This window comes from Bradyrhizobium guangxiense (assembly GCF_004114915.1).
Classification (GTDB): domain Bacteria; phylum Pseudomonadota; class Alphaproteobacteria; order Rhizobiales; family Xanthobacteraceae; genus Bradyrhizobium; species Bradyrhizobium guangxiense.
The window spans coordinates 4,965,074-4,987,658 of sequence record NZ_CP022219.1; the positions used below are offsets into that span (position 1 = coordinate 4,965,074).

General features: G+C 65.1%; 17 protein-coding genes, 1 tRNA gene and 1 pseudogene. 5 read left to right on the plus strand and 14 right to left on the minus strand.

The window, feature by feature from the left end; genetic code table 11:
- Nucleotides 1–292: 292 nt before the first annotated feature.
- From X268_RS23785 to X268_RS23805, 5 genes are all read right to left on the minus strand, one after another.
- Nucleotides 293–368 (minus strand) — tRNA-Lys (locus X268_RS23785).
- A gap of 169 nt (nucleotides 369–537) precedes the next feature.
- On the minus strand, nucleotides 538–1,134 hold the full coding sequence (locus tag X268_RS23790; protein ID WP_128927176.1) for a Spy/CpxP family protein refolding chaperone: 597 nt from the start codon (nucleotides 1,132–1,134) through the stop codon (nucleotides 538–540).
- A 195-nt stretch (nucleotides 1,135–1,329) separates the two neighbouring features.
- Nucleotides 1,330–2,334 carry a TRAP transporter substrate-binding protein gene (locus tag X268_RS23795; RefSeq protein WP_128927177.1) on the minus strand — a complete coding sequence of 335 codons (1,005 nt, stop codon included), beginning with the start codon at nucleotides 2,332–2,334 and terminating at the stop codon, nucleotides 1,330–1,332.
- 202 nt (nucleotides 2,335–2,536) lie between these two features.
- The gene (locus X268_RS23800) at nucleotides 2,537–4,099 is read right to left on the minus strand and encodes a 2-isopropylmalate synthase (RefSeq protein WP_128927178.1); all 1,563 of its coding nucleotides are present in this window, start codon (nucleotides 4,097–4,099) and stop codon (nucleotides 2,537–2,539) included.
- 444 nt (nucleotides 4,100–4,543) lie between these two features.
- On the minus strand, nucleotides 4,544–4,807 hold the full coding sequence (locus X268_RS23805) for a hypothetical protein (protein ID WP_128927179.1): 264 nt from the start codon (nucleotides 4,805–4,807) through the stop codon (nucleotides 4,544–4,546).
- Between the two features lie 316 nt (nucleotides 4,808–5,123).
- Here X268_RS23805 and X268_RS23810 point away from each other — a divergent pair, with 316 nt between their 5' ends.
- From X268_RS23810 to X268_RS23820, 3 genes are all read left to right on the plus strand, one after another.
- Nucleotides 5,124–6,347, plus strand: a complete 1,224-nt coding sequence (locus X268_RS23810) for an SMP-30/gluconolactonase/LRE family protein (protein WP_128927180.1) — start codon at nucleotides 5,124–5,126, stop codon at nucleotides 6,345–6,347.
- Between the two features lie 287 nt (nucleotides 6,348–6,634).
- Nucleotides 6,635–9,142 (plus strand): excinuclease ABC subunit UvrA, encoded by a 2,508-nt coding sequence (gene uvrA, locus X268_RS23815; protein ID WP_128927181.1) that lies wholly within the window; start codon nucleotides 6,635–6,637, stop codon nucleotides 9,140–9,142.
- A 170-nt stretch (nucleotides 9,143–9,312) separates the two neighbouring features.
- Nucleotides 9,313–10,623 carry an ABC transporter substrate-binding protein gene (locus X268_RS23820; protein WP_128927182.1) on the plus strand — a complete coding sequence of 437 codons (1,311 nt, stop codon included), beginning with the start codon at nucleotides 9,313–9,315 and terminating at the stop codon, nucleotides 10,621–10,623.
- A 68-nt stretch (nucleotides 10,624–10,691) separates the two neighbouring features.
- Here X268_RS23820 and X268_RS23825 read toward each other — a convergent pair whose 3' ends face one another.
- From X268_RS23825 to X268_RS23865, 9 genes are all read right to left on the minus strand, one after another.
- Nucleotides 10,692–11,861, minus strand: a complete 1,170-nt coding sequence (locus tag X268_RS23825) for a Gfo/Idh/MocA family protein (protein WP_128927183.1) — start codon at nucleotides 11,859–11,861, stop codon at nucleotides 10,692–10,694.
- A gap of 48 nt (nucleotides 11,862–11,909) precedes the next feature.
- Entirely contained in the window at nucleotides 11,910–12,236 is a 327-nt protein-coding gene (locus X268_RS23830) for a septal ring lytic transglycosylase RlpA family protein (protein WP_128927184.1), read from the minus strand.
- A 104-nt stretch (nucleotides 12,237–12,340) separates the two neighbouring features.
- On the minus strand, nucleotides 12,341–13,186 hold the full coding sequence (locus tag X268_RS23835; protein WP_128927185.1) for a CmcJ/NvfI family oxidoreductase: 846 nt from the start codon (nucleotides 13,184–13,186) through the stop codon (nucleotides 12,341–12,343).
- A gap of 312 nt (nucleotides 13,187–13,498) precedes the next feature.
- Complete coding sequence (locus X268_RS23840; RefSeq protein WP_128927186.1) at nucleotides 13,499–14,437, minus strand: ABC transporter substrate-binding protein; 939 nt, start codon at nucleotides 14,435–14,437, stop codon at nucleotides 13,499–13,501.
- Nucleotides 14,434–15,534 carry an LLM class flavin-dependent oxidoreductase gene (locus X268_RS23845; RefSeq protein WP_128927187.1) on the minus strand — a complete coding sequence of 367 codons (1,101 nt, stop codon included), beginning with the start codon at nucleotides 15,532–15,534 and terminating at the stop codon, nucleotides 14,434–14,436. The genes X268_RS23840 and X268_RS23845 overlap by 4 nt, the downstream gene beginning before the upstream one ends.
- 21 nt (nucleotides 15,535–15,555) lie before the next feature.
- Nucleotides 15,556–16,728: an acyl-CoA dehydrogenase family protein gene (locus X268_RS23850; protein WP_128927188.1), complete on the minus strand. Its 1,173-nt coding sequence runs from the start codon at nucleotides 16,726–16,728 to the stop codon at nucleotides 15,556–15,558.
- Entirely contained in the window at nucleotides 16,722–17,522 is an 801-nt protein-coding gene (locus X268_RS23855) for an ABC transporter ATP-binding protein (RefSeq protein ID WP_128927189.1), read from the minus strand. The genes X268_RS23850 and X268_RS23855 overlap by 7 nt, the downstream gene beginning before the upstream one ends.
- Complete coding sequence (locus X268_RS23860) at nucleotides 17,516–18,538, minus strand: ABC transporter permease (RefSeq protein WP_128927190.1); 1,023 nt, start codon at nucleotides 18,536–18,538, stop codon at nucleotides 17,516–17,518. The genes X268_RS23855 and X268_RS23860 overlap by 7 nt, the downstream gene beginning before the upstream one ends.
- Nucleotides 18,516–19,616 (minus strand): ABC transporter substrate-binding protein, encoded by a 1,101-nt coding sequence (locus X268_RS23865; RefSeq protein WP_128927191.1) that lies wholly within the window; start codon nucleotides 19,614–19,616, stop codon nucleotides 18,516–18,518. The genes X268_RS23860 and X268_RS23865 overlap by 23 nt, the downstream gene beginning before the upstream one ends.
- A gap of 487 nt (nucleotides 19,617–20,103) precedes the next feature.
- Here X268_RS23865 and X268_RS23870 point away from each other — a divergent pair.
- Together X268_RS23870 and X268_RS23875 are read left to right on the plus strand one after the other, a co-directional pair.
- A pseudogene (locus X268_RS23870) lies at nucleotides 20,104–21,082 on the plus strand (ABC transporter substrate-binding protein).
- A gap of 402 nt (nucleotides 21,083–21,484) precedes the next feature.
- A complete protein-coding gene (locus tag X268_RS23875) occupies nucleotides 21,485–22,579 on the plus strand; it encodes a catalase family protein (RefSeq protein ID WP_128927192.1) in 1,095 nt (364 codons plus the stop codon).
- Nucleotides 22,580–22,585 lie beyond the last annotated feature (6 nt).

Here is a 22,585-nt window from a genome sequence, read left to right on the forward strand (position 1 = left end):
GTTCTCCAGGACTATCGAAGGCCCAGCTGGATTGAGGACCAGATTTTTGTGGCAGGAAAACCGGCGGACTCTCGGCCTCTCTACGTCAAAGCACGGTGCGGCTCGAACTGACAGTACGCCTATTGGGCACGGGAAACCGAGCGGCGAAGCCGCTCTTCGACCCCATTGGCGCCTAATACTATCGATCCCATTTGTCGCGAATAGCTGACGCCCGGCTGCACTAAAACCAGCGTTTGAGAAACCGTTTTTGGGCCTTCTCAAACGGTTTCTCTCGCTAGGGACTTGATTTGTATGGTGGGCGCACCAGGGCTCGAACCTGGGACCCGCTGATTAAGAGTCAGCTGCTCTACCAACTGAGCTATGCGCCCGAAAGGCGGTCAATGCCTTGCGAGGCCGGTCGTTTAGCAAAGCGATCCGGGTCTGGCAAGCGATGCGGCGAAGGTTTTTCCACAGTCCCCAAAAAGCGAAAAGCCGCTGGATTCCAGCGGCTTCGCCAAGGTTAATGCTGGGGTCGATCCCCGCAAGAACCCGGCTCGTTCAGAGCCGGCCCTCGCGGTCCGGGTCAGGGCCGCCGTCGCGGTCGAAACGGTTATGATGGAAGTGCTCCATCATGCGGTCCATGCCGCGTTCCATGAAGTGGCGGGATGGGCTGTCCTCCCCGCCGCCGAACGGGCCGCGGTGGCGGGTCAGCGCGGCGAGGCGCCGCTTCTGGCCGTCGTCCAGGGTCTTGTAGAGCGGATCGGCGGCGTCGGCGATCTTCTTCAGGGCCGCGGAGCTGGTGCCCATGTCCTCGGCGCGCTGGCGCAGGCGGGCGATCGGGTCCTCGGCCTTGTCGGCGTCCCTCGAAGCGTCACCCGGGCCGGCATTCATCCGCGCATTGGCGCGGGCGATGCGCAGCTTGGCGAACTCCCGCACGGCGGCCTCGACCGGCGGCCACAGCTTCTCCTGATCGGCGTTGAGCCTCAGCCCGGCATGGACGGCGGCGATCCGCGCATCGACAAAGGCGGCGCGGTCTTCCGGGTTCATGCGGATGTGGCGGACGTGCTCCATCCACGGGCGATGATATTGGGCATAGACCGCGCCCGAGCCGGCGATGCTGAGCACGGCGATGGCAGCGATGGTGAACTTCTTCATCCGAACCTCCTCTGGAAGGATGTCCGTGAAGATGGGCGCGGTGCGACCGACACGCAACTTACAACTTGGACAGGGAGCGCGTCCTTACCAAGATGTAACGGCCGATTTTACCTCCAGCCGCAATCGGACATCATTCGCAACAAAAAGGCTCCCGTGCCGAGCGCACGGAAGCCCTTCGTTCATCGCTCGAAACGATCAGTTCGTCGTGCTCTTGGATTCCTTGAGGAATTCGTCGATCAGCGGCTGGCCGACGCGGCTCGCCGCGTCCTTGTAGACCGGCTCCATCGCCTTGCGCATCGCCTCGTTCTGCTCCGCCGTGAGCTTGATGATCTCGCTCTTGCCGCTCTTCTTGATTTCGGCGAGCGCGTCGTCGTTCTCCTTCTGCGACTGCGCGTTGCCGAAATCGGTCGCCTCCTTCATCGCCTTGGTGAGCTGGTCGCGGATGTCGGCCGGCAGATCGTCCCAGAACTTCTTGTTCACGATCACGACGTAGCCGATATAGCCGTGATTGGTCTCGGTGATGTACTTCTGCACCTCGTGCATCTTCTGGGTATAGATGTTCGACCAGGTGTTCTCCTGGCCATCGACTACGCCGGTCTGCAGCGCCTGATAGACTTCCGAGAACGCCATCACCTGCGGCAGCGAGCCGAGCGCCTTGAACTGGGCCTGCAGCACGCGCGAGGACTGGATGCGGAACTTGACGCCCTGATAATCGGCGGGCGCGATCAGCTTCTTGTTGGCGCTCATCTGCTTGAAGCCGTTGTCCCAATAGGCAAGGCCGGTGATGCCCTTGGCATCCAGCAGCTTGAGCAGCCGCGTGCCGAGCGGCCCTTCCGTCACCTTCCGCAGCGTCTTCAGGTCGGGCAGGATGTAGGGCAGATCGAACACCTCGAACTCGCGGATGCCGAGCGGTCCGAACTTGGAATTGGACGGTGCCAGCATCTGCACGCTGCCGAGCTGGAGCGCCTCGAGCTCTTCCTTGTCCTTGTACAGCGTCGAGTTCGGGTAGACCTCGACCTTGACCTTGCCGCCGGTGTACTTCTCGGCCAGCTCCTTGAACTTCTCCGCTCCCTTGCCCTTCGGCGTGTCGGTGGCGACGACGTGGCTGAACTTGATGATGATCGGCGATTGGGCCGATGCCGGCCCGGCAAGTCCGAATGCCAGTGCCGCGATGGACGCAGCGATCGCGAAGGTGCGCATGGTCTCTCCCTGTTGGTTATTGGGCCGCCCGGCGCACGGGCAGCCGATCCTCATGCCGACAGCATGAATAGCGGCTTTGAGACGGAGCCGCTATTGGCCCTTAGCAGGGCAGCTATTCATGATGAATGCTGCTGCAAGCACCGCTGCGCCCCCTCTCCCGCAAGGCAAGCGGGAGAGGCGAAGCCAACGCGCAGCGTGCTTATCAGCTCGCCGCCGCTGTCGTCACGCTGTCGCGCTGGCGCTTCATGACGATCTTGTTGAGCGCGCCGAGATAGGCCTTGGCCGAGGCCACCAGCGTGTCCGGATCCGCCGCGCGGGCCGTCATCGAGCGGCCGTCCTGCGACAGCCGCACCGACACTTCCGCCTGCGCGTCCGTGCCCTCGGTGACGGCGTGGACCTGGTACAGCTCCAGCTTGGCCTCGTGCGGCACCAGGCGCTTGATGCAGTTGAACACCGCGTCCACCGGACCGTTGCCCTCGGCTTCCTCGATCTTGATCTGGCCGTCGACGTCGAGCTTCATGGTCGCGCGCTGCGGGCCATGGGTGCCGGCGATCACGGTCAGCGAGGTCAGCTTGATGCGGTCGTGGGACGCCGCCATCTCCTCGTCGACCAGCGCCTCGATGTCCTCGTCGTAGATGTCCTTCTTGCGGTCGGCGAGCGCCTTCATCCGCGTGAACGCATCTTCCAGCTGGTTCGGACCGAGCTTGTAGCCCATCTCCTCCAGCTTGTGCACGAAGGCATGGCGGCCGGAATGCTTGCCCAGCACCAGCGAGGACTGCTTCAGGCCGACCATCTCCGGCCGCATGATCTCGTAGGTCGAGGCGTCCTTCAGCACGCCGTCCTGGTGGATGCCGCTCTCATGCGCGAACGCGTTGCGGCCGACGATCGCCTTGTTGTACTGGACGGGAAACGAGGTTGCCGCCGAGACCAGCTTCGAGGCGCGGGTGAGCTGGGTGGTGTCGATCTTGTTCCAGTAGGGGAATTTGTCGTTGCGCACGTTGATCGCCATCACGATCTCTTCGAGCGCAGCATTGCCGGCGCGCTCGCCGATACCGTTGATGGTGCACTCGACCTGACGCGCGCCGCCGGTGATGCCGGCCAGCGAGTTGGCAACCGCCATGCCGAGATCGTTATGGCAGTGCACGGAGAACACCGCCTTGTCCGAGTTCGGCACGCGCTCGATCAGCGTCTTCATGAAGTGGGTGTATTCCTCCGGCACCGTGTAGCCGACGGTGTCGGGGATGTTCACCGTGGTGGCCCCGGCCTTGATCACGGCTTCGACGATGCGGCACAGGAAATCCATCTCGCTGCGGGTGCCGTCCTCGGCCGACCATTCGACGTCGTCGATCTGGTTGCGGGCCCGCGCGACCATCGCGACCGAGGTCTCGATCACCTGCTCGGGGGTCTTGTTCAGCTTCACCCGCATGTGCAGCGGCGAGGTCGCGATCACGGTATGGACGCGGCCACGTTTTGCAAATTTCACCGCCTCGGCGCAGCGGTCGATGTCGGCGGGATGGGCGCGCGACAGGCCAGCGATGACGGCGTTCTTGGAGCGGCGGGCGATCTCGCTGACGGCCTGGAAGTCACCTTCGGAGGTGATCGGAAAGCCGGCCTCGATGACGTCGACGCCCATATCGTCCAGCAGCTCGGCGACCTCGAGCTTTTCCTCGAAGGTCATGGTGGCGCCGGGGCACTGCTCGCCGTCGCGCAGCGTGGTGTCGAAAATGATGACGCGGTCCTTCTCGGACTTGTTCACGGTGGCCATTTCAAATTTCCTTTTGAGCTTTTGCGCCGTTCAGACCATGAGTCCCTTGGCGCTTGAGGTGTCCGGTGATCTCGACCAGCCCCTGAGCGCCCAGGCGCATGGCGCCCAGCCGGCCCTCAGGGGCAGCTAAGAAGAAGCCCGCCAAGAAGCAGGGTGGGCAGCGCGGCCGGGATCGTGGCGGCGGCCACAGCCACCTCCTCCGAAATCCCCTCGATTTGGCCACGAATCAGCATTGCCGGACCCTTTTGAGCCCTCAAATCCTCGGCCAAAACCGTTGACGGTTGGTTGCCGGGAGGCTCAGTGGCCCGTTTCTAGACGAGAAATGGCAGCAACTGCAACGCCAAAAGATGGTCAGGGAGACTGACCTGGTTGAGGCCTTACACGCCTTTGGGGCGCGTCCGGCGCACCAGAGCGGAGTTGGCGCCAGCTCTCTCCACGCCGCCCCTACCCCGCGCGGCGGGCGCGGGCCCGGGTCTCCCAGCGGTTCAGCATCTGGCCGAGCTCGCCGCTGACCACGGGGATCGCCGTGATGGCGCTCGCGATCTCGTTGGTGTTGGCGGGCGCGTTGGTGGGAAGCCAATCCGGCTCGGTATATTCGCGCCAGCGGCGCGCTTCCGCGCGTCGTTTGTTGGAGATGTAGTCACGCGTGAAATAGCCGGCCGCGAAGGCGATTCCCAGCAACACGATCAATACGATGACGCCAGCCACGTTCAACTCCGTTCGTCGCCCCGCTCGGTTTCTGCGGAGCAATACGCGCGAAATCATGGCTGGAGCCGGGCCGAATGCGCGGCGTCGCGCTTTGTCGCAAGCAAATATCTGCGCGAGCCCGCGGACACATTTTCGAGCCCTGCAAATGACGCAAGGCGGACGCTAAGCGCATGGTTCAAACCCATTCGAATATGACGGGATTGCGGCCCGACATCGAGCGAACGCGATTCCACCCCTCGCAACAGGACGCGGACCGGATTAACCTCAGGTTGCTCGACCGGATCAACCGGCCAGCGAACATGATCGGGAGGACGCCATGACACGCCAAGAACAGCGTGAACAGGATGCTGCGCTTTCACGACGAACACTTGTCCGGGGGCTTGCGCTCGGCGCCGCGGCCACGGTGACCGGGGCAGGCCCGGCGCTGGCCCAGACCGGACCCGCCGCACCGCCGACCACCATCACAATTCCACCGCGCGATTTCAGCCCTCACGGCGCGCCGACCACCTATTTCTGGGACCCCGACATTATCGCGGTCGATCCCTCCTTCAACGACCTCGCCCAGCCCAACACCGCGATCAAGCGCCTTTACACCGGCCTGCTGTGGGCTGAGGGCCCCGCGTGGAGCGCGCAAGGAAGGTACCTGTTGTGGAGCGACATTCCCAACAACCGGCAGATGCGCTGGAGCGAGGACGACGGCCGCGTCAGCGTCTTCCGCTCGCCGTCCAACAACTCCAACGGCAACTCCTTCGACTTCCAGGGCCGTCAGCTCTCTTGCGAGCACCTGACGCGGCGTGTGACGCGCTACGAGCACGACGGCACCGCCACGGTGCTCGCCGACTCCTATCAGGGCAAGAAGCTGAACTCGCCGAACGACGTCGCCGCACATCCCGACGGCAGCTACTGGTTCACCGATCCGCCCTATGGCGGCCAGCTCTACGAAGGCGAGCCTGACGTCGCGGGCGGGCCGAGCAATGCAGGCGGCAAACTCAATCCGCGGATCGGACAGCCGGCCGGCTTCGTGCCGGGCAAGCGCGAGCTGCCGACCAATTGCTATCGCATCGATCCCTCCGGTCGCATCGACCTCGTCGTCACCGAAGAGCAGGTGCCCGATCCGAACGGGCTCTGCTTCTCACCCGACTACAAGAAGCTCTACATCGCCTCGACCGGGAAGGGTCCGGGCGACACCGGCCCCGGCGGCAAGGGCGAGATCTTCGTGTTCGACGTCGGCAGCGACAACAAGCTCTCGAACCCCAAGAAGTTCAGCGATTGCGTCATCGACGGCGTGAAGTGCGGGCCGGATGGCGTGCGCTGCGACGTCAACGGCAATGTCTGGGCGTCCAGCAATGCCGGCCGCGCCGTCGGCTATAGCGGCGTGACGGTGTGGTCACCGGAGGGCAAGCTGCTCGGCCGCATCCGCCTGCCGGAGGTGTGCGGCAACATCACCTTCGGCGGCCCCAAGCGCACCCGCCTGTTCATGGCCGGGAGCCAGTCGCTTTATGCGGTGTTCACGGCGACGCAGGGCGCGGCGCCCGGCTGAGGCAAGGCCGCTGCATTCTGCAGGCTTGCAGCGCTCTCGTAGGGTAGGCAAAGCGAAGCGTGCCCACGATCCCGCTGCTACGGAACGCGACGGTGGGCACGGCGATTTGCGCCTTTGCCCACCCTATGGCACTGCTTTCTGCGGCACGATCTGCGGATCGATCGCCGTAAACACCCCTTGGCTTGTGCGTTTCATGACAGCTTAACGACGCGTTTGCGCCCACTGGCATCAAGGGACCCATCCTGCGATCTTGCCGTTTGATCCCCAGGGGAGCCGGAGGAAGCGAGATGGACGATCGACCCAGACAACCCGACCTGATGCAGGACGACGGCTTCGTCCGGGTGCGCGGCGCGCGCGAGCACAACCTTGGGAACGTCGACGTCCGCATTCCCCGCAACGCCCTCGTCGTGTTCACGGGCGTGTCGGGCTCGGGGAAATCCTCGCTTGCCTTTGGAACGATCTACGCCGAAGCTCAGCGGCGCTATCTGGAATCGGTGTCGCCCTATGCGCGGCGCCTGTTCCACCAGATGCAGATCCCCGAGGTCGACGACATCGAAGGCCTGCCGCCCGCGGTGGCGCTGCAGCAGCAGCGCGGCGCGCCGACGACGCGGTCGTCGGTCGGTAGCGTCACCACCATCTCGAACCTGCTCAGGATGCTCTACTCCCGCGCCGGCGACTATCCGCGCGGACAAGAGATGCTCTATGCCGAGTCGTTCTCGCCGAACACGCCGGAGGGCGCCTGCCCGACCTGCCACGGCATCGGCCGGATGCTCGACGTCACCGAGAAGTCGATGGTGCCCGACGACACCAAGACGATCCGCGAGCGTGCCGTCGCGGCTTGGCCGAGCGCCTGGCAGGGGCAGAACCTCCGCGACATCCTGACGACGCTGGGCTACGACGTCGACAAGCCCTGGCGCGAGCTGCCGAAGAAGGACCGCGACTGGATCCTGTTCACCGAGGAGCAGCCGACCGTTCCCGTTTATGCCGGCTACGACGCAGCCGAGGTCAAGCGGGCGCTGCGCCGCAAGGAGGAGCCGAGCTACCAGGGCACCTTCACCGGCGCCAAGCGCTACGTGATGCAGACCTATGCCAAGTCCGAGAGCGCGATGATGAAGCGCCGCGTCGCGCAGTTCATGATCACGCGGGATTGCCCGACCTGCCACGGCACGCGGTTGAAGCCCGAGGCACTCAAGGTGAGGTTCGGCGGGCGCAACATCGCCGAGATGTCGCACCTGCCGCTCAAGCAGCTGCACGAGGTGATCAAGCCGTTCGCAAAAGCATCGACGGACAAATCCGAGAAGACCGTCGTCGCGAGGCGCATCTGCGAGGATCTGTCGGCCCGGCTTGCCGTCCTGCTCGACCTCGGCCTCGGCTATCTCGCCTGCGAACGCAGCACGCCGACGCTGTCGCCGGGCGAGCTGCAGCGGCTGCGCCTCGCGACACAGGTCCGCTCGAATTTGTTCGGTGTCGTCTACGTGCTCGACGAGCCTTCCGCCGGCCTGCATCCAGCTGACACCGAGGCGCTGCTGCGGGCGCTGGATCGGCTGAAGCACGCCGGCAACTCGATCTTCGTCGTCGAGCACGAGATCGAGGTGATCAGGCATGCGGACTGGCTAGTGGACGTCGGCCCCGACGCCGGCGACGGCGGCGGGCTCATCCTCTACAGCGGGCCGCCCGCAGGACTCGGTGACATCGATCAATCGCACACCGCCCGCTTTCTCGCCCATCCCCGCAAGAAGCTGCCGACGATCCGGCGCGAGGCGAAGGGACATCTCAAGGTCAGAGGCGTCGTCCGCAACAATCTGCGCGGCCTCGACGTCGACATTCCGCTGGGCGTCATCGCCAGCGTCACGGGCGTATCCGGCTCCGGCAAGTCGAGCCTGATCAGCCAGTTCCTGGTCGAGACCGTGGCCGCGCATCTCGGCCATACGCTCGCCACCGACGCCGACGACGGCAGCCTTGCCCCGACGGTCGAGACGCTGGGCGGCAGGATCGTTGCCGGTCTTGACCAGATCAACCGTCTCGTCGTCGTCGACCAGAAGCCGATCGGGCGGACGCCGCGCTCCAACCTTGCGACCTATACCGGCCTGTTCGACCACGTCAGGCGGCTGTTCGCGGCAACGCCACTGGCGAAACCCCGCCGCTATGATGCCGGGCGCTTCTCCTTCAACGTCGCAAAGGGACGCTGCGCGACCTGTGAAGGCGAGGGCTTCGTCTGTGTCGAGCTGCTGTTCCTGCCCAGCGTCTATGCGCCCTGCCCGACCTGCAAGGGCGCGCGCTACAACGACAAGACGCTCGAGGTGAAGATCCGGGGCAAGTCCATCGCGGACGTGCTGGCGATGCGCGTCGACGAGGCCTTCGATTTCTTCGAGGGCGATGCAACGCTGACTCGCGCGCTGTCGGTCGTGCGCGAGGTCGGCCTCGGCTATATCCGCCTCGGTCAGTCCGCAACGGAATTGTCCGGTGGCGAAGCCCAGCGCATCAAGCTTGCGACCGAGCTGATGCGGCCGCAACGCGGGCACACGCTCTATGTGCTGGACGAGCCGACCACCGGTCTTCATCCCAGAGACGTCGAACGGCTGATCGCCCAGCTCGACCGGATCGTGGATGCCGGCAACAGCGTGGTGGTGGTCGAGCATGACATGGATGTCGTGGCGCACAGCGACTGGATCATCGATCTCGGCCCCGGCGCCGGTGACGAGGGCGGCCGCATCGTCGCGGCGGGAACGCCTGAACGGCTCGCCAAAGCCGGCGGCAAGACCGCGCTCTATCTGGCCCGCCGCTTGAGGCAGTGATCCCGCGACGATTGTCGCCAGGCGAAGGCGCCGCGCCGGCATTTCGCAATTGCGTTGCAGGCCGTGGAAGACCGACCTCGACTTTCGCCATGTTGACTTTCCGCGATCCCCCTCCCCATACTTCGCAAAAAGATAACAAGATCAAACGACGGTTTTGAGGGAGGACAAGAATGCCGACTTCACGCAGGCAGCTGCTGAAGGGTACGGCGGCTGCCGCCGCCACACTCAGCCTCGATTGGACCAGGGCCCAGGCGCAGGCCGAGACATTGCGCATCGGCCTGATCTACGACCTCACGGGCCCCTTTGCCGCCGGCGGCTCGGTCGCCTCGTCAATCGGCGCCCAGATCGCGATCGATCTCGTCAACGAGAAAGGCGGTATCGGCGGCAAGACCAAGATTGCTGCGGTTGCGGCGGATTCCCAGAGCAAGCCCGACGTTGCGATCAACGAGGCCGAACGCCTGATCAGCCAGGAGAAGATCGACATTCTCAACGGCGTCTATGCGAGCTCGCATGCGGTGCCGCTGGCGGCGAAGGTCGAGCAGCAGAAGAAGATTCTCTGGATCACGACGGCGGTCTCGACCGCCGTGTTCAAGGACAAGAACCTGCAATATGTGTTTCGCGCGCAGATCCATTCCGACCAATATGGCCAGGCCTTTGCCAGCTTCATCACCGAGCACGCGAAAGCAAAACTCGGCATGGATCCCAAGGACGTCAAGGTTGCGCTGATTCACGAGGACGGCCCCTACGGCGTCGGGGTCGCCGCCGCGGACGAAACCTATGCCAAGCAGGCCGGCATCCAGGTCGTGTTACGTGAAGGCTATTCGGCGTCGGCACCCGATCTGTCGGTGCTGGTGACAAAAATCAAGCGCGCCAAGGCCGACGTGATCTCCCATGCCGGCTACAATCCCGACATCACCCTGTTCCTGCGCCAGGCCCGCGAGAGCGGATTGCGCTTCAAGATGTTGTTCGGGGCCGGCGCGGGCTACAGCCAGCTCGACAAGCTGCGCGCCACCTTCGGCGCCGACATCGACAATTTCTGCAACATCGATCCAGTGCCGGCGCAACTGCTGGATCCCGGCAAGCTCGCGCCGGGCATGGGCGATCTGATCAACGCGATGGTCACGCGCTACAAGGCCAAGACCGGCGCCACCGATGTGCCGCCGCACTGCTCGATGGGTTTCAACCAGACCTGGGTGCTGCTCAACAACGTGCTGCCGGTCGCCAAAGAAAAGTATGGCAGCTTCGAGCCCGAGGCGATCCGCAAGGCCGCGCTCGACGTCGACATTCCCGCCGGCGGCACCATCCAGGGCTACGGCGTGAAATTCTTCCCGCCGGGCACGCCGCTGTCCGGCCAGAACGAGCGCTCCACGCCCGTGGTGATGCAGAACGCCGGCGAGCACATCTCGGTGGTGTGGCCGACCAATATCAGGACGCAGGACCCGGTCTTCCCGCTGCCGAAGGGATCGACTTACGGGGCGTGAGTGAGGTTTCTTCGCCTCTCCCCGCTTGCGGGGAGAGGGAGCGCAGTCCCGTCGCGGCGACGATCGCCCTACAACACCACCCGTCGCCCCTCCTCCGCCGCCCAGTACCCCGCGTAGTTCACCTTGATCGTCTCGTAGGCCAGCCCGAAGTCCGACAGTGGCTGCCGCCCTGCCGCCGCGCATTCCATAAAGTCCTGGATCTCCTGCAGATAGCCGCGCGTCCATTCCTCCTCGAGGCAGACATATTGCCAGCCGGTCTTGCGATCGACCTTCTCGGTGAAGTAGACGCCCGCAAGCTTCTCCTCGCTGGTCTGGTAGCTCATTAGATGATTGTTCGGCGTGATGTTGGCGAACAGCGAACCGCCGGACGTGTACGTCTCGATCAGATTGCGTACCCCGCCCATGATCATGTCGCCGGAGAACACGGTCGCCTTGGTGCCGTCGCTGAAGGTGGCGGTGAGCGTGCCCCAGTCTTCGACGTCGACCGGATTGGCCTTGATGTAGGTGCGCTCCTCGGGCTTGAGGCCGGCGGTGACATTGCCGACATCGCAGATGACGCTGGCAACGCGGATGGTCTCGCCGCGCGCCCTGGCCTCGACCTGCTTCAGATAAAGCACGGCCGAGAGCGGGTGACAGCCCATGCGGATCAGCGAGCCGCCGCCGGTCATCGCCCATTGCGCAGCATGGGTCGCGTGCGAGCCGGAATGGCTTTCCTCGCCCTTCATGAACAGGATCTTATCCTTGGTCGCTCTCAGGATCTCCGCCGTCTTGGTCACGGCCGGTGCGTAGATCCAGTCCTCGGCATACATGAAGAGCTTGCCGGTGCGCTCGATTGCGGCGCGCGTCTTGTCCATCTCCTCGATCACGCGCTCATACATCAGCGCCTTCGGCACCCGCCGGCCGATCGGCTGCTGGTCGCCGTCACGGCCGAAATAGCCGGCGAACGGCTTCTCACAGATCACATGCTTGCCGGCCTGCATGGCGCCGACGATCATCTCGGCATGAAGATTGGGCGGAGTGCAGATGTCGACGACGTCGATCTCGCGGTCCGCGACCAGCTCGCTGAAGCTGCGATAGACGCGCGGGATTCCGTGCCGTCCGGCGAATTCGACGACATGATCGCCGCGCGCGGCCACCGCTGCGACCTCGACATCCACGCCATAGACGCGCCGGAACGCATACATGTGCAGCTCCGACACGAAACCGCAGCCGACGAGTCCCACCCTGATCCCAGCCATTGGCGCCCCTCCCTTGCTTTCGAGGGGCACTATAGCGCGTGGAGCGGCCTATTCCACGGAGACCCGCACCACGCCGGCACTCATCATGCCGAGCGCGCGGGCAGCGGGCACCGAGAGATCAACGATGCGGCCGCGAATGAAGGGACCGCGATCATTGACGCGGCACTGGATCGTGCGCCCGCTCCAGGACACCCTGAGGACGCTGCCGAACGGACGCGTCCGGTGCGCGCAGGTCAGCTCGCCGCCCTTGCCGGCTTTTCCATAGCCGTAATACGAGGCAAGCCCGCTTTCGGCATGGGCGACAGAAATGGCAGAAAGCGAAAAACTGGCAAGAGAACTGGCAAGAGAGAAGAATAGCGTGGTTCGCGCTCGCACGGCACCGCTCCCGGTTGACCCCGCCCGGCGCTGCAAACGTCGATTTGTTCCCTTGAGTTCCCCGCCCACGGCCGCGCAGGGCGCGGCCGTGCGATCACACATTGTTACCGTTTGTGGAAGACCAGCGTGCGGACCTCGATGCTCTCACGCGGCCCAGCGCTCGCCGGCGTGGTCGGATCGATGAAGGCGGTGTGCGGGCCGAAGCGTGTGCGGCCATCGGTTGCGGAATCATAGCATTTGAGCAGCAGCGCCTGGTCGGATGTCATCTCCGGGAAGTAGAACCAGCGATGCGCCGGATTGTACTTCACCGAATAGGTCTCGCCGCGTCGGCTGGGATAAATCAGGTCGGAGGCGACGAGATCGTCGGGGGCGACCGTCGTGCCGTCCGCCATCGCCAGCGGTGAATCCCGCAAGGGGCCGCGGATCGGCCGCCAGAGATTGATCACCTGCACGCGGCCCTCGAGCAACTCCTCGGCCTCGTCGGGCAGATGCTCGCGGACACGGTTGGCACCGGAGATCGCGGTCTGGTCGACATGGACGCGCGTTGCCGGCTGGCGTGGACCACCGTCGCGGATATCAGGCGCGCCTTCGACGCGCTTGCGCACGGTGTGATCGAAGATGAAGACGCGATCGGCCTTCAGCGTGGCCCGCAGGAACGCCTCGACGGCGGGATAATAGACCGCCCTCACTTCTTCGTCGTTGTAGAAATCCTTCACCCGGGTCGGATGACGCACCAGGGCAAAGCCCTCGCGATCGAGCGAGAACGTTTGCGCAATCGGCCGCGCATCGAAGATCGGCACCTGATGCGGCTCCGGCAGCGCCGTGCTCTTGGGCTCGCCCGGCGGCGGATCGAAGGCATAGGTGCGCGGCTTGCCCGAAACGGGGGCGAGATAGTTGAGTTCGGCAGTGACGAAAGGAAGCGATTCGATTCTTGTTTCTTGCAGGCCCATGGCCGGTCTCCCGATGTGGTCGTCGAATTGATCTTTGCGGGAGTTCACCGTGCCGCAAGAGCTGCGATGCAAATAGCAACGGGGATGTTGTCGCGAGCGCTATATGCAGGAGGATTGTTTCGAGGAACGCGATTGAGTTGGAAGCCATCTCCTTCTCACGAACGCTTGAGCGGCTCGTGAGCTCTGTGCCTCCCCGTCGTCAACCCGGGACGCCCGCAGGGCGAACCCGGAATCCATCGGGCCGCAAAGTTTGTGGTTGAATGGATTCCGGGCTCGCGACTTCGTCGCGCGCCCGAATGACGGCAAGGAGCATTACAACCCCGCCTTCGCGATCGCATCCGTAAACGAGCGATCCACGATCTCCGCGGCATCCAGCTTCTGCTTGATCAAGCCCCAGCGTAGATAGAGGTCAATCGTGCTCTGCTCGTCCGCGACCACGCCGTCGTCGATCGGCGCGATGCGGATCTTTGCGCGCGACAACCAGTTCTGCGGCACCGCGGTCGGGATATTCATCAGCCTGCCCCAAGTCGCAGCATAGCTGTCGACGTTGTTCAGCGACCAGGCCCGCGCCGTGGTGAGGCGCCGGATGAAGTCGGACAGCTCGGCACGCTTGTCGCGGATTGCGTCGGGCCGCGCCACCTGGAAGCTCAGCCCCGGTGTCAGGCCTTCCGACGTGATGATGCGACGCGACTTGAACAGCACCTCCTCCTGGCTCACATAAGGCTCCCAGGTCGACCATGCATCGACCGAGCCTTGCGTGTAGGCGATCTTGGCGTCCGACGGCGCCAGGAACGCGATCTGCACGTCACTCGCACTCCAGCCGTTCTTCTCCAGCGCAGCCAGGATCAGCTGATGGCCGATCGAGCCGCGGCCGGTTGCAATCTTCTTAGCCCGGAGATCGGCAAAGCTCTTGATCGGCGATGTCTCGGGCACGAGGATCGCGAGCCCCTCACGCGTTTGCCGGATGGCAGCGATCGCCTTCACCGGCGCGCCGGAGGCGGCGGCGAAGGTGAAGGGCGCGTCGCCAACGAGACCGGTCTCGATCGCGCCGGCGCTGAGCGCTTCCAGGAGCGGCGCGGCCGCCGGAAATTCTTTCCACTCGATCTTGTAAGGTACGTCCTTGAGCACGCCGGCCGCTTCCATCACGGCCTGCGCATTGCCCTTCTGGTCCCCGACGCGCAATGTGGTTTGCGCAGCTGCCACCTCCAGCGAAGCGAACAGCAGCGCGCCGGCCAGCATGAGGCGGATCATTCGGCGGCCTCGCCGCGCACCGCCTGACGCTTGGCGATCAGCTCGCGTGTCAGCGGAATCAGCTCGCGGCCGTACTCGATGGCGTCGATCAGCGGATCGAAGCCGCGGATCAGGAAATGGCTGATGCCGAGATCGTAATAATCGCCGAAGACTTCGGCGACCTGCTCGGGCGTGCCGACCAGCGCCGTGGTGTTGCTGTTGGCGCCGGTGAGCTTTGCGATCTCGGTCCACAGCCGCTTGTCGATGCGGCTGCCCTGGTCGGCGAGCGCAAGCAGGCGCCGCGCGCCGGCGGTGGCATGGCCGTCGGCGGGCTTGCGATAGCCGGTCTTGTCCTGAAGCGCGGTGGCACGGGCCAGGATCTCCTCGGCCTTCTCCCAGGCCTGCTTCTCGGTCGGGGCGATGATTGGCCGCACCGAGAGGCTGAAGCGCGGCGTCGGCCGCCCGTGCCGCACCGCCGCGTTATGGACGCGGGAGGTGACGTCGCGCACCTGGGCATAGGATTCGCCCCACAGCGCAAAGGTGTCGGCGTGCTTGCCCGCGACGTCGATCGCCGCGTCCGAGGCGCCGCCGAAATAGATGCGGATGCCGTCGGGACGATAGGGCTTCACTTGCGAGAAGGCGTTCTCGACCTGGTAGTATCTGCCCTTGTAGCTGAACGGCTTGTCGCTGCCCCATTCCAGCCTGAGCACGTCGAGGAACTCGGAGGTCCGGGCATAGCGTTCGTCCTTGTCGTCGAGCGTGTTGCCGTCCTGCCGGAGCTCGGTGGCGTTGCCGCCGGTGATGACATGGAGCGCAACGCGGCCGCGGGAAAGCTGGTCCAGCACCGCGAACTGCCGCGCCAGCAATGTCGGCGCGGTGAAGCCAGGGCGCTGCGCGATCAGCACGTTGAGGCGGGACGTCACGTTGAGCACGTGCTGGGCGACCTGGAGCGAGTCGGGCGTGGTCGAATGGAACGCCAGCAGCGCACGATCGAAGCCGGCATTCTCATGCGCCTTCGCCACCGTCTCGATGTGAGTGGGATCGAGCACCGGCCCCTCGCGCACGATGGTCTCTGACGAATTGTTGTTGCTGATGAAGCCGATGAACTCGATCGACATGATCGTCTCCCTGTTGAACTGTTAGAGCCCGAGTGCGGCACGGCCGAGGCCGATGCGGGTGGAATCGTCCTGCGGTGTGTGCACCCGCCCGCACAGCACGTCGCGATAGTGCCGCTCCAGCGGATTGATACGAGACAGGCCGTGATTGCCAGTGAGCGACAGCGCGTCCTCGACGACGGCGACTGCGTTGTTGGTGACCGTCAGCTTGATGATGTTGGACTCGGTGCCGGAGAGCTCGACGCCATCGTCGAAGTCGCCGGCAAAGGAGGTGATCAACCGCGCGTTGACCGCAAGCCGCGCCTCGATCGCCCCCAGGATCTCCTGGGCGCGCGACAAGGTCGCGAGCGGCGCGCCGAGGCTGGCCGGAACGCGCTGCTTCAGGAACGTGATCAGCCAGTCGCGCGCCGCGCGGGCGATGCCGTCATAGATCGCGGCGACGAAGACCGTGTGGGCGGTCGCCTGCGTCGCGTCGGGTCCACGCCAGTCCGCGGGCTTGCGCAGGTCGATTTCGGACCCCAGCGGGATCACGACGTCCTCGAAGATCACGTCGTGGCTGCCGCTGGCGCGCAGACCGTGATGGTCCCAGGTCTCGACGATGCGGGTGCCCGGCAGGCCCGCCGGCACCAGGAACTGGCCGACGCGCGGCTCGACCTCGTCGGTCCGTGCCCAGACCAGATACCATTTCAGGATCGGCGAGCCCGTCGAGTAGACCTTGTGGCCGGACAGGCGCCAGCCAGTCTCGGTACGCCGCGCGATCGTCGCCGGCAGGCCGCCGCGCGCGGGCGAGCCGAGCTCCGGCTCGACGCGCAGGGCGTTGATGAGCGCAAGGCCCTCGACGCTCTCGCGCGCCAGCTTGCGCGACAGCCGCGCCGGCCAGCTCGGGCTGCGCGCCATGACGAGGTGATTGATGTAGTGCATCGCCAGCACCAGCGCGGTCGAGGGATCGGCCTTGCCGAGAATGCCGAGGACGCGCGCGGCGTATTGTGCGCCGGCACCGGCCCCGCCATGGGCCGCCGGCACGGTCAGCGACAGCAGGCCCGCCGTGGAGAGCTCGCGAAAATTCTCGAACGGAAAGCTGCCGGCCCGGTCATGCTCCGCCGCACGCGCCGCAAAAGCTTCGGCCAGCGCCTCGGCGCGCGCGACATAATCCGGTTCGTGATGCGCCGCGCGCCCTTCTGCAACAGGCGTCACCATGTGGCGTCCAGTCCCAGAAGGCCGAGAATCTGGCGGCGCAGATCGGCGAGATAGGGATCGCCGCGATGGCGCGGATAGGGCCGGTCGACGCGGATGTCGGCCTTGACACGTGCCGGCCGGTCGCTGAACACGATGACGCGGTTGGCAAGCACCAGGGCTTCCTCCGCATCATGCGTCACCAGCAGCGTTGTAAAGCCCTTGCGCTGCCAGAGCGCGACGATCTCGGCCTGCATGGTGATGCGGGTCAGCGAGTCCAGTTTCCCCAAGGGCTCGTCGAGGATCAGGATCTTGGGATCGTTGACCAGCGCCCGCGCCAGCGCGACGCGCTGCGCCATGCCGCCGGAGAGCTGGTGCGGATAGGCGTTGCGGAACGAGGACAGTCCGACGAGGTCGAGCGCGGCATCGACGCGATGGCGCTGGCTCCTCAGGATGCCCTGGGCCTCGAGGCCCAGGGCGACGTTGTCCCAGACCGACCGCCAGGGAAACAAGGTGGGATCCTGGAACACGACGACGCGCGACGGATGCGGCCGCGTGATGCGAGCCTCATCCTCCCGCAGCGTCCCCGCCTTGGGCTTGTCGAGGCCGGCGACCAGCCGCAGCAAGGTCGACTTGCCGCAGCCGGAGGGCCCCAGCAGCGCGACGAACTCGCCTGGCTCGACCGAGATGCTGACATCGCTCAGCACCGGCAGCGCGCTGCCGTCGATATCGAAGGCGTGGCTGACCTGCTCGATGTCCAGTGCGGCGCCGGCGGCCGGATGCGTGATCGCTTCGGCCAACGCTGCTGCGGTTACCATTTCACGGTCCCCTTCTGCCAGACCAGCAGGCGGTCGCGGATTGAGAACAGCAGCGTGATGGCGCCGGAGCAAAGCAGCGACATCACGATCAGCGCCGCATACATGTTGGCGTAGGCAGCCCAGCCCTGCGCCCATTGCAGGTACCAGCCGAGCCCGGCCTTGACGCCGATCATCTCGGCGACCACGAGCACAGCAAAGGACGAGCCGAGCCCCATGAACAGGCCGACGAAGACATGCGGCAGTGCGGCCGGGATTGCGACCTTCAGCACCAGGAACGACGGCTTGGCGCCGAGCGTGCGCGCGACGTCGTAATAGGCATTGCTGACGCTCGCGACGCCCGACCAGGTCAGCACCGTCACCGGAAAGCCCGTCGCCAGCGCGATCAGGAAGGTCGAGGCGCTCCAGCTCGACGGGAAGGTGAAGAAGGCGATCGGCAGCCAGGCGGTCGCCGGCAGCGGGCCGATGAAGCGCAACACCGGATGCACCCAATAGCCGACCGCGCGCGACCAGCCGATCGAGACGCCGGTCAGGAATCCGACCGTCGCACCGATCAGATAGCCACCGAGCTGCAGCTTGACGGACGCGAACACGCTGTCGAGCAGCTTCGGCAGATCATCGGTGTAGACCTCGATGATCGCCTGCGGCGGCGGGAAGAACGGCAGCGGCAACCAGGCGAACTTTGCGGTCGCGACCTCCCAAACCGTCAGAAACGCCCCGAGCGCGACCAGCCACGGTGCCCTCTTCTGCAACGCCTTCCCGGTCGAACCGAGATAGTCGGCGCCGACGGTGCCGAACAGCGCGATGGCCGCGATGATGAAGGCCGCGATGCCGAGCGAATGCGTCCGGGACCAGTCGCCGACATCCGTCCACCACAGGCAGGACAGGCCGAAGGCGATCCAGGCGATGCTTCCGAGAACGCCGACGCCGGATTCCCGCACCCAGCCGGCGAGCAGCGGCGCGCGCGAGAGGCGCGGCGCGCCGGAGGCGAGGCCGTCAGACAGCGAATACGTCGACATAGATGCGCTCCGCGAATTTGGCCGTGTCGGTGCTGGCCTTGAAGACCTGCACGCTCTTGAGATCGTCGGCGTAGGCCTTGAGCTCGCGCTTGAGCACGTCGCCGACGGGATGATGATGGTGGGTGTGGTAGCGCACCATGCCCTCGATATCGGCGAGCGTGGCGGCCTTCGGCGCATAGGGCTGGAACGATTTTGCCGCAAGCGACGCATTCTGGGAGGTGAACATCGCCGCATCGAGCAGCGCTTGGGTGATGGCGCGCGCGACTTGAGGTTCTTCGCGCACAAGCGAGCCGCGCAGGCCGAGGATGCAGCAGCTCTTCTCGCGGAATTCGCCGTCGAGGTTGGAGGCGACTTCCTTGTACTGCGTATCCTTGAGCCAGAGATAGGCGAGCGGGTCGGACGACAGGAACGCCTGCACCTCGCCCTTCTCCACCGCGACGTTGAGGAGATTGCCCGGATAGGCGCGCCAGTCGACGTCCCTGATCGGGTCGATGCCGAGCTTGGCGAGCTGGATCGAGAAGAAATTCTTGTCGGGACCGGCGAGATCGCCGACCGCGACGATCTTGCCCTTGAGGTCGGCGAGCTTGGCGACGCCGGAATCGGTGCGCGACAGCACGCGCATGCAGCCGCCATGCGTGCCGGCGGCGATCTTGACGTCAAAGCCCTGCTCCAGCGGCTTCAGCCAGCGCAGCGCCATGCCGAGGCCGGCATCGCTCTTGCCGGTCGCAATCGCCTCGAGCAGCTGGTCGGTCGAGCCCGAATAGTTGACGAGTTCGACCTCGAGATTGTGCTTCTGGAAGAAGCCGTGCTCGATGGCAACCGGTACCGGCGCGAGGCAGACAGCGCCGGCATTCCAGGATAATTTCAGCTTGCGCGGCGCCCCAGTGAGCGCGGGCGCATCGGACGCGGTCCGGCACAGCGGGAATTCCGAGAAGTCGACGCCGGGCGCGACGGCGCGCGGTGCAAAGGCCTGTGCGCCCAGCGCGCCGAGCGGCGCGGCGAAAGCCGCTGCAAGCCCCGCCTGAAGCAGATGGCGCCGATCAAGCCCCGATCCGCTCCGCTTGGTGTCGTTGTTCATTCGTCCCCACTCCTGCGCTGGCACGGCTCCGCCATCTGCGCAACGGTTCGCGTTGCGCATGTTCCGTGCGGAGCTGCGTTGAGAGAAAATCATTCCGGCGGCGCTTTGGCGCCGCGTTGATGCGATGCGCAAATCATGCGGCGCGCTCGCCGCATCGTCAATGAAATGGAATTTCGAATGTAGCGCGCAGCGAGGTCATTCTCTCCATCGGCGGATGCGGGAGCGATGAAAGGATTTCCGCAAATGCGTCGACATGCGAGGTCAACCGCGACTCCCTCGCCTGCTGCATCCCTGTGCAGCTTCACCCGGCCACAGTGCACATTCTCGAAAGCGAGCCTTCGCTGAAACGTCATTTCCTGAAGCAAGCGCAATACGGTCGGCCATTTCATTGACGGCGGATCGCGTGCTCATAGACTTGAGCGTCTCGCTGCATCGCTCGCTCACGCGTCGTGAGCCAAAGTAACAAGCAAGCAACAAGACAGGCCTCATGAGCATCAACTCCCACGACCATTCCATCACGCGCCGGCTCGCGGCATCGCTGCTCGCCGCCGCCATTACGCTATCGACCGCTGCGGCATCGCTTGCGGCCGACACCGTCGTGCTGCGCGTCGGCGACCAGAAGGGCGGCAACCGCTCGCTGCTCGAAATCTCCGGCTATGCGAAGGACCTGCCCTACTATCGAATGGTCGGAATTCCCTGCGGCTGCACCGATCCTGGAAGCGCTCAACGCCGGCGCGCTCGATGTCGGCTACACCGGCGACCTCTCCTTCCTCTCGGTCTATGCGGCAGGCGCGCCGATCAAGGCGATCGGCGGCACGCGCTCGGATGCGAAGACGCAGGCGATTCTGGTGCGCCAGGATTCGCCGATCAAATCGGCCGCCGACCTCAAGGGAAAGCGCCTCGCCGGCACGCGCGGCGGCTGGGGCCAGTTCCTGATCGATGCGACGCTGGAGAAGGCGCAGATCAAGCTGGAGGATGCGACCTTCGCTCCGCTCGGCCCGGTCGACGCCAAGATCGCGCTGGTCGCGGGCTCGATCGACGCCTGGGCCGTGTGGGAGCCCTACGTGTCGTTCGCCACGCTGAAGGACAAGGCCCGCGTGATCGCCGACGGCGAGGGCCTGACGCCGACCATCACCTTCATCGTCGCCTCCGACAACGCCATCGCCACCAAGCGCGCGGCGGTGCAGGATCTGGTGCATCGGCTGAACAAGGCTCGGCTATGGTCGCTGGATCATGTTGCCGAGTACGCCAGGAACACGGCCGAACTGACCAGGCTGCCGGAAGACGTGTTGCTGTCGGCCTACACCGCACAGCGCACCAGCCCGATCGTGATCGACGAGCACGTGGTCAAGGAGGTGCAGGACGCCTCCGACCGCTCGACCCGCTACGGTATCCTGCCGAAAAAGCTCGACGTCAGCAGAGCCGTCGACCGCAGCTTCACGGCCGCGGCGACGGGGTCGAACTAGCGCTGAGGCGCGGCGGGATGCGCAAGTTTCGCCTCGAAGCCGGCCCACTGCATCTCGCCGGGATCGTGCTCATGCAGCTCGCCTGCATGAGCCTGATCGTCTGGCTCTCGCTATAGACGCAAGCAGGGTCGCCGCTTGCCGGCCCGGGCCGCGACGTCCGCGCGGACTTAAGGGAAAGATCAGGACAACATAAGGCGCCCATAAGGACTTGCGAACGCCATTGGCCTAGCATCGACTCTGCGATCTCGTCGGTAACGGGATGCCTCATTCCGCGGCTTGTGCAGGCAACCGCAGTTCGCTCTCAGATTGCCGATCCCGACCGGACGGGTCTACATTGCAAACCGCCCTGCGGCCGTCGATGCTTGCAATGGGAAGGCGACGCGAGGGCTGGAGATCAGCGCCATGTCAGCCGGTCAGTATCTTCGCTATGACCCGTCCGTCGAACAAATCCGGCCGGAGGAAGCGGAGGCCGTCGAGGCGATCGTCGCCTCGATCTCACGGACGAGCGCCCGCAGCTTCGCGAAGGACGGGCACGGCACCCGGCAGCAGCACGCCAAGGGCGCCGGTTATCTCCGCGGCGAGCTGATCGTCTACGACGATCTGCAGGATCATCTGCGGCAGGGCCTGTTCAAACAGCCCGGCCGTTTCCCGATCATCGTCCGGCTCTCCACCGCATTCGACAGGAGCGACCGCGTACGTTCGCCGCGCGGATTTGCCATCAAGGTCCTGGGCGTGACTGGACCCAAGGCGCTCGGCGACGATGATTCGACGAACCAGGATCTCCTTCTCGTCAATCATCCCAGCTATTTCGCGGATGCGATGAGCTATATGCACGCGCAGCACAAGGTCGAGCGCAGCCTGATCCTGCCGGACCTGGCGTACGCGCCCATCGGCTTTGTCGCACGCGTCCTGGTCGCCGCGTCGGACAGAACAGGCATTCCGATCCCGATCGTCCTGAAAGCGCTCGGTGATGCCGGCAGCAATATTCTCGGAGAAACCTTTCACACCGAGGGAGCGCTGCGGTTCGGCGACTACATTGCAAGGCTTCGGCTGGTGCCGATGTCGGCCTCGGTCCGCCGGCTAACCGGCCAGCCGTGCCACGACGCCGATCATGCCGTGCGGGACGCCGTCGTTACCTTCTTCAGAGACAATGCGGCCGAGTACGAACTGTTCGCCCAGCTCTGCACCGACCTGGAGCGTACGCCGATCGAAGACGCCTCGATCGACTGGCCCGAGGACGTCGCGCCGCCGCAAGCCCTCGGCAAGATCACGCTTCCGCGCCAGACCGCCGACAGTCCCGCCCGTCGCGTCTATTCCGACGAGGTGCTGTCGTTCGATCCATGGCGATGCCTCGCTGCGCATCAGCCGCTCGGCTCGATCATGCGGTTGCGCAGGGATGCCTACCGTGCCTCCCGCACGCTTCGGCAGCAGCAGAATCAATACATCTTCAAACAGCACCCCGGAGAGCCGCGACAGATCTCGGATCTGCCGGATTGACCGGTC

Bases quoted from the DNA above. Each gene is read 5' to 3' on its own strand.
- X268_RS23790 (WP_128927176.1), bottom strand. From the start codon at position 1,134: ATGAAGAAGTTCACCATCGCTGCCATCGCCGTGCTCAGCATCGCCGGC.
- X268_RS23795 (WP_128927177.1), bottom strand. From the start codon at position 2,334: ATGCGCACCTTCGCGATCGCTGCGTCCATCGCGGCACTGGCATTCGGA.
- X268_RS23800 (WP_128927178.1), bottom strand. From the start codon at position 4,099: ATGGCCACCGTGAACAAGTCCGAGAAGGACCGCGTCATCATTTTCGAC.
- X268_RS23810 (WP_128927180.1), top strand. From the start codon at position 5,124: ATGACACGCCAAGAACAGCGTGAACAGGATGCTGCGCTTTCACGACGA.
- uvrA (WP_128927181.1), top strand. From the start codon at position 6,635: ATGGACGATCGACCCAGACAACCCGACCTGATGCAGGACGACGGCTTC.
- X268_RS23820 (WP_128927182.1), top strand. From the start codon at position 9,313: ATGCCGACTTCACGCAGGCAGCTGCTGAAGGGTACGGCGGCTGCCGCC.
- X268_RS23825 (WP_128927183.1), bottom strand. From the start codon at position 11,861: ATGGCTGGGATCAGGGTGGGACTCGTCGGCTGCGGTTTCGTGTCGGAG.
- X268_RS23835 (WP_128927185.1), bottom strand. From the start codon at position 13,186: ATGGGCCTGCAAGAAACAAGAATCGAATCGCTTCCTTTCGTCACTGCC.
- X268_RS23840 (WP_128927186.1), bottom strand. From the start codon at position 14,437: ATGATCCGCCTCATGCTGGCCGGCGCGCTGCTGTTCGCTTCGCTGGAG.
- X268_RS23845 (WP_128927187.1), bottom strand. From the start codon at position 15,534: ATGTCGATCGAGTTCATCGGCTTCATCAGCAACAACAATTCGTCAGAG.
- X268_RS23850 (WP_128927188.1), bottom strand. From the start codon at position 16,728: ATGGTGACGCCTGTTGCAGAAGGGCGCGCGGCGCATCACGAACCGGAT.
- X268_RS23855 (WP_128927189.1), bottom strand. From the start codon at position 17,522: ATGGTAACCGCAGCAGCGTTGGCCGAAGCGATCACGCATCCGGCCGCC.
- X268_RS23860 (WP_128927190.1), bottom strand. From the start codon at position 18,538: ATGTCGACGTATTCGCTGTCTGACGGCCTCGCCTCCGGCGCGCCGCGC.
- X268_RS23865 (WP_128927191.1), bottom strand. From the start codon at position 19,616: ATGAACAACGACACCAAGCGGAGCGGATCGGGGCTTGATCGGCGCCAT.
- X268_RS23875 (WP_128927192.1), top strand. From the start codon at position 21,485: ATGTCAGCCGGTCAGTATCTTCGCTATGACCCGTCCGTCGAACAAATC.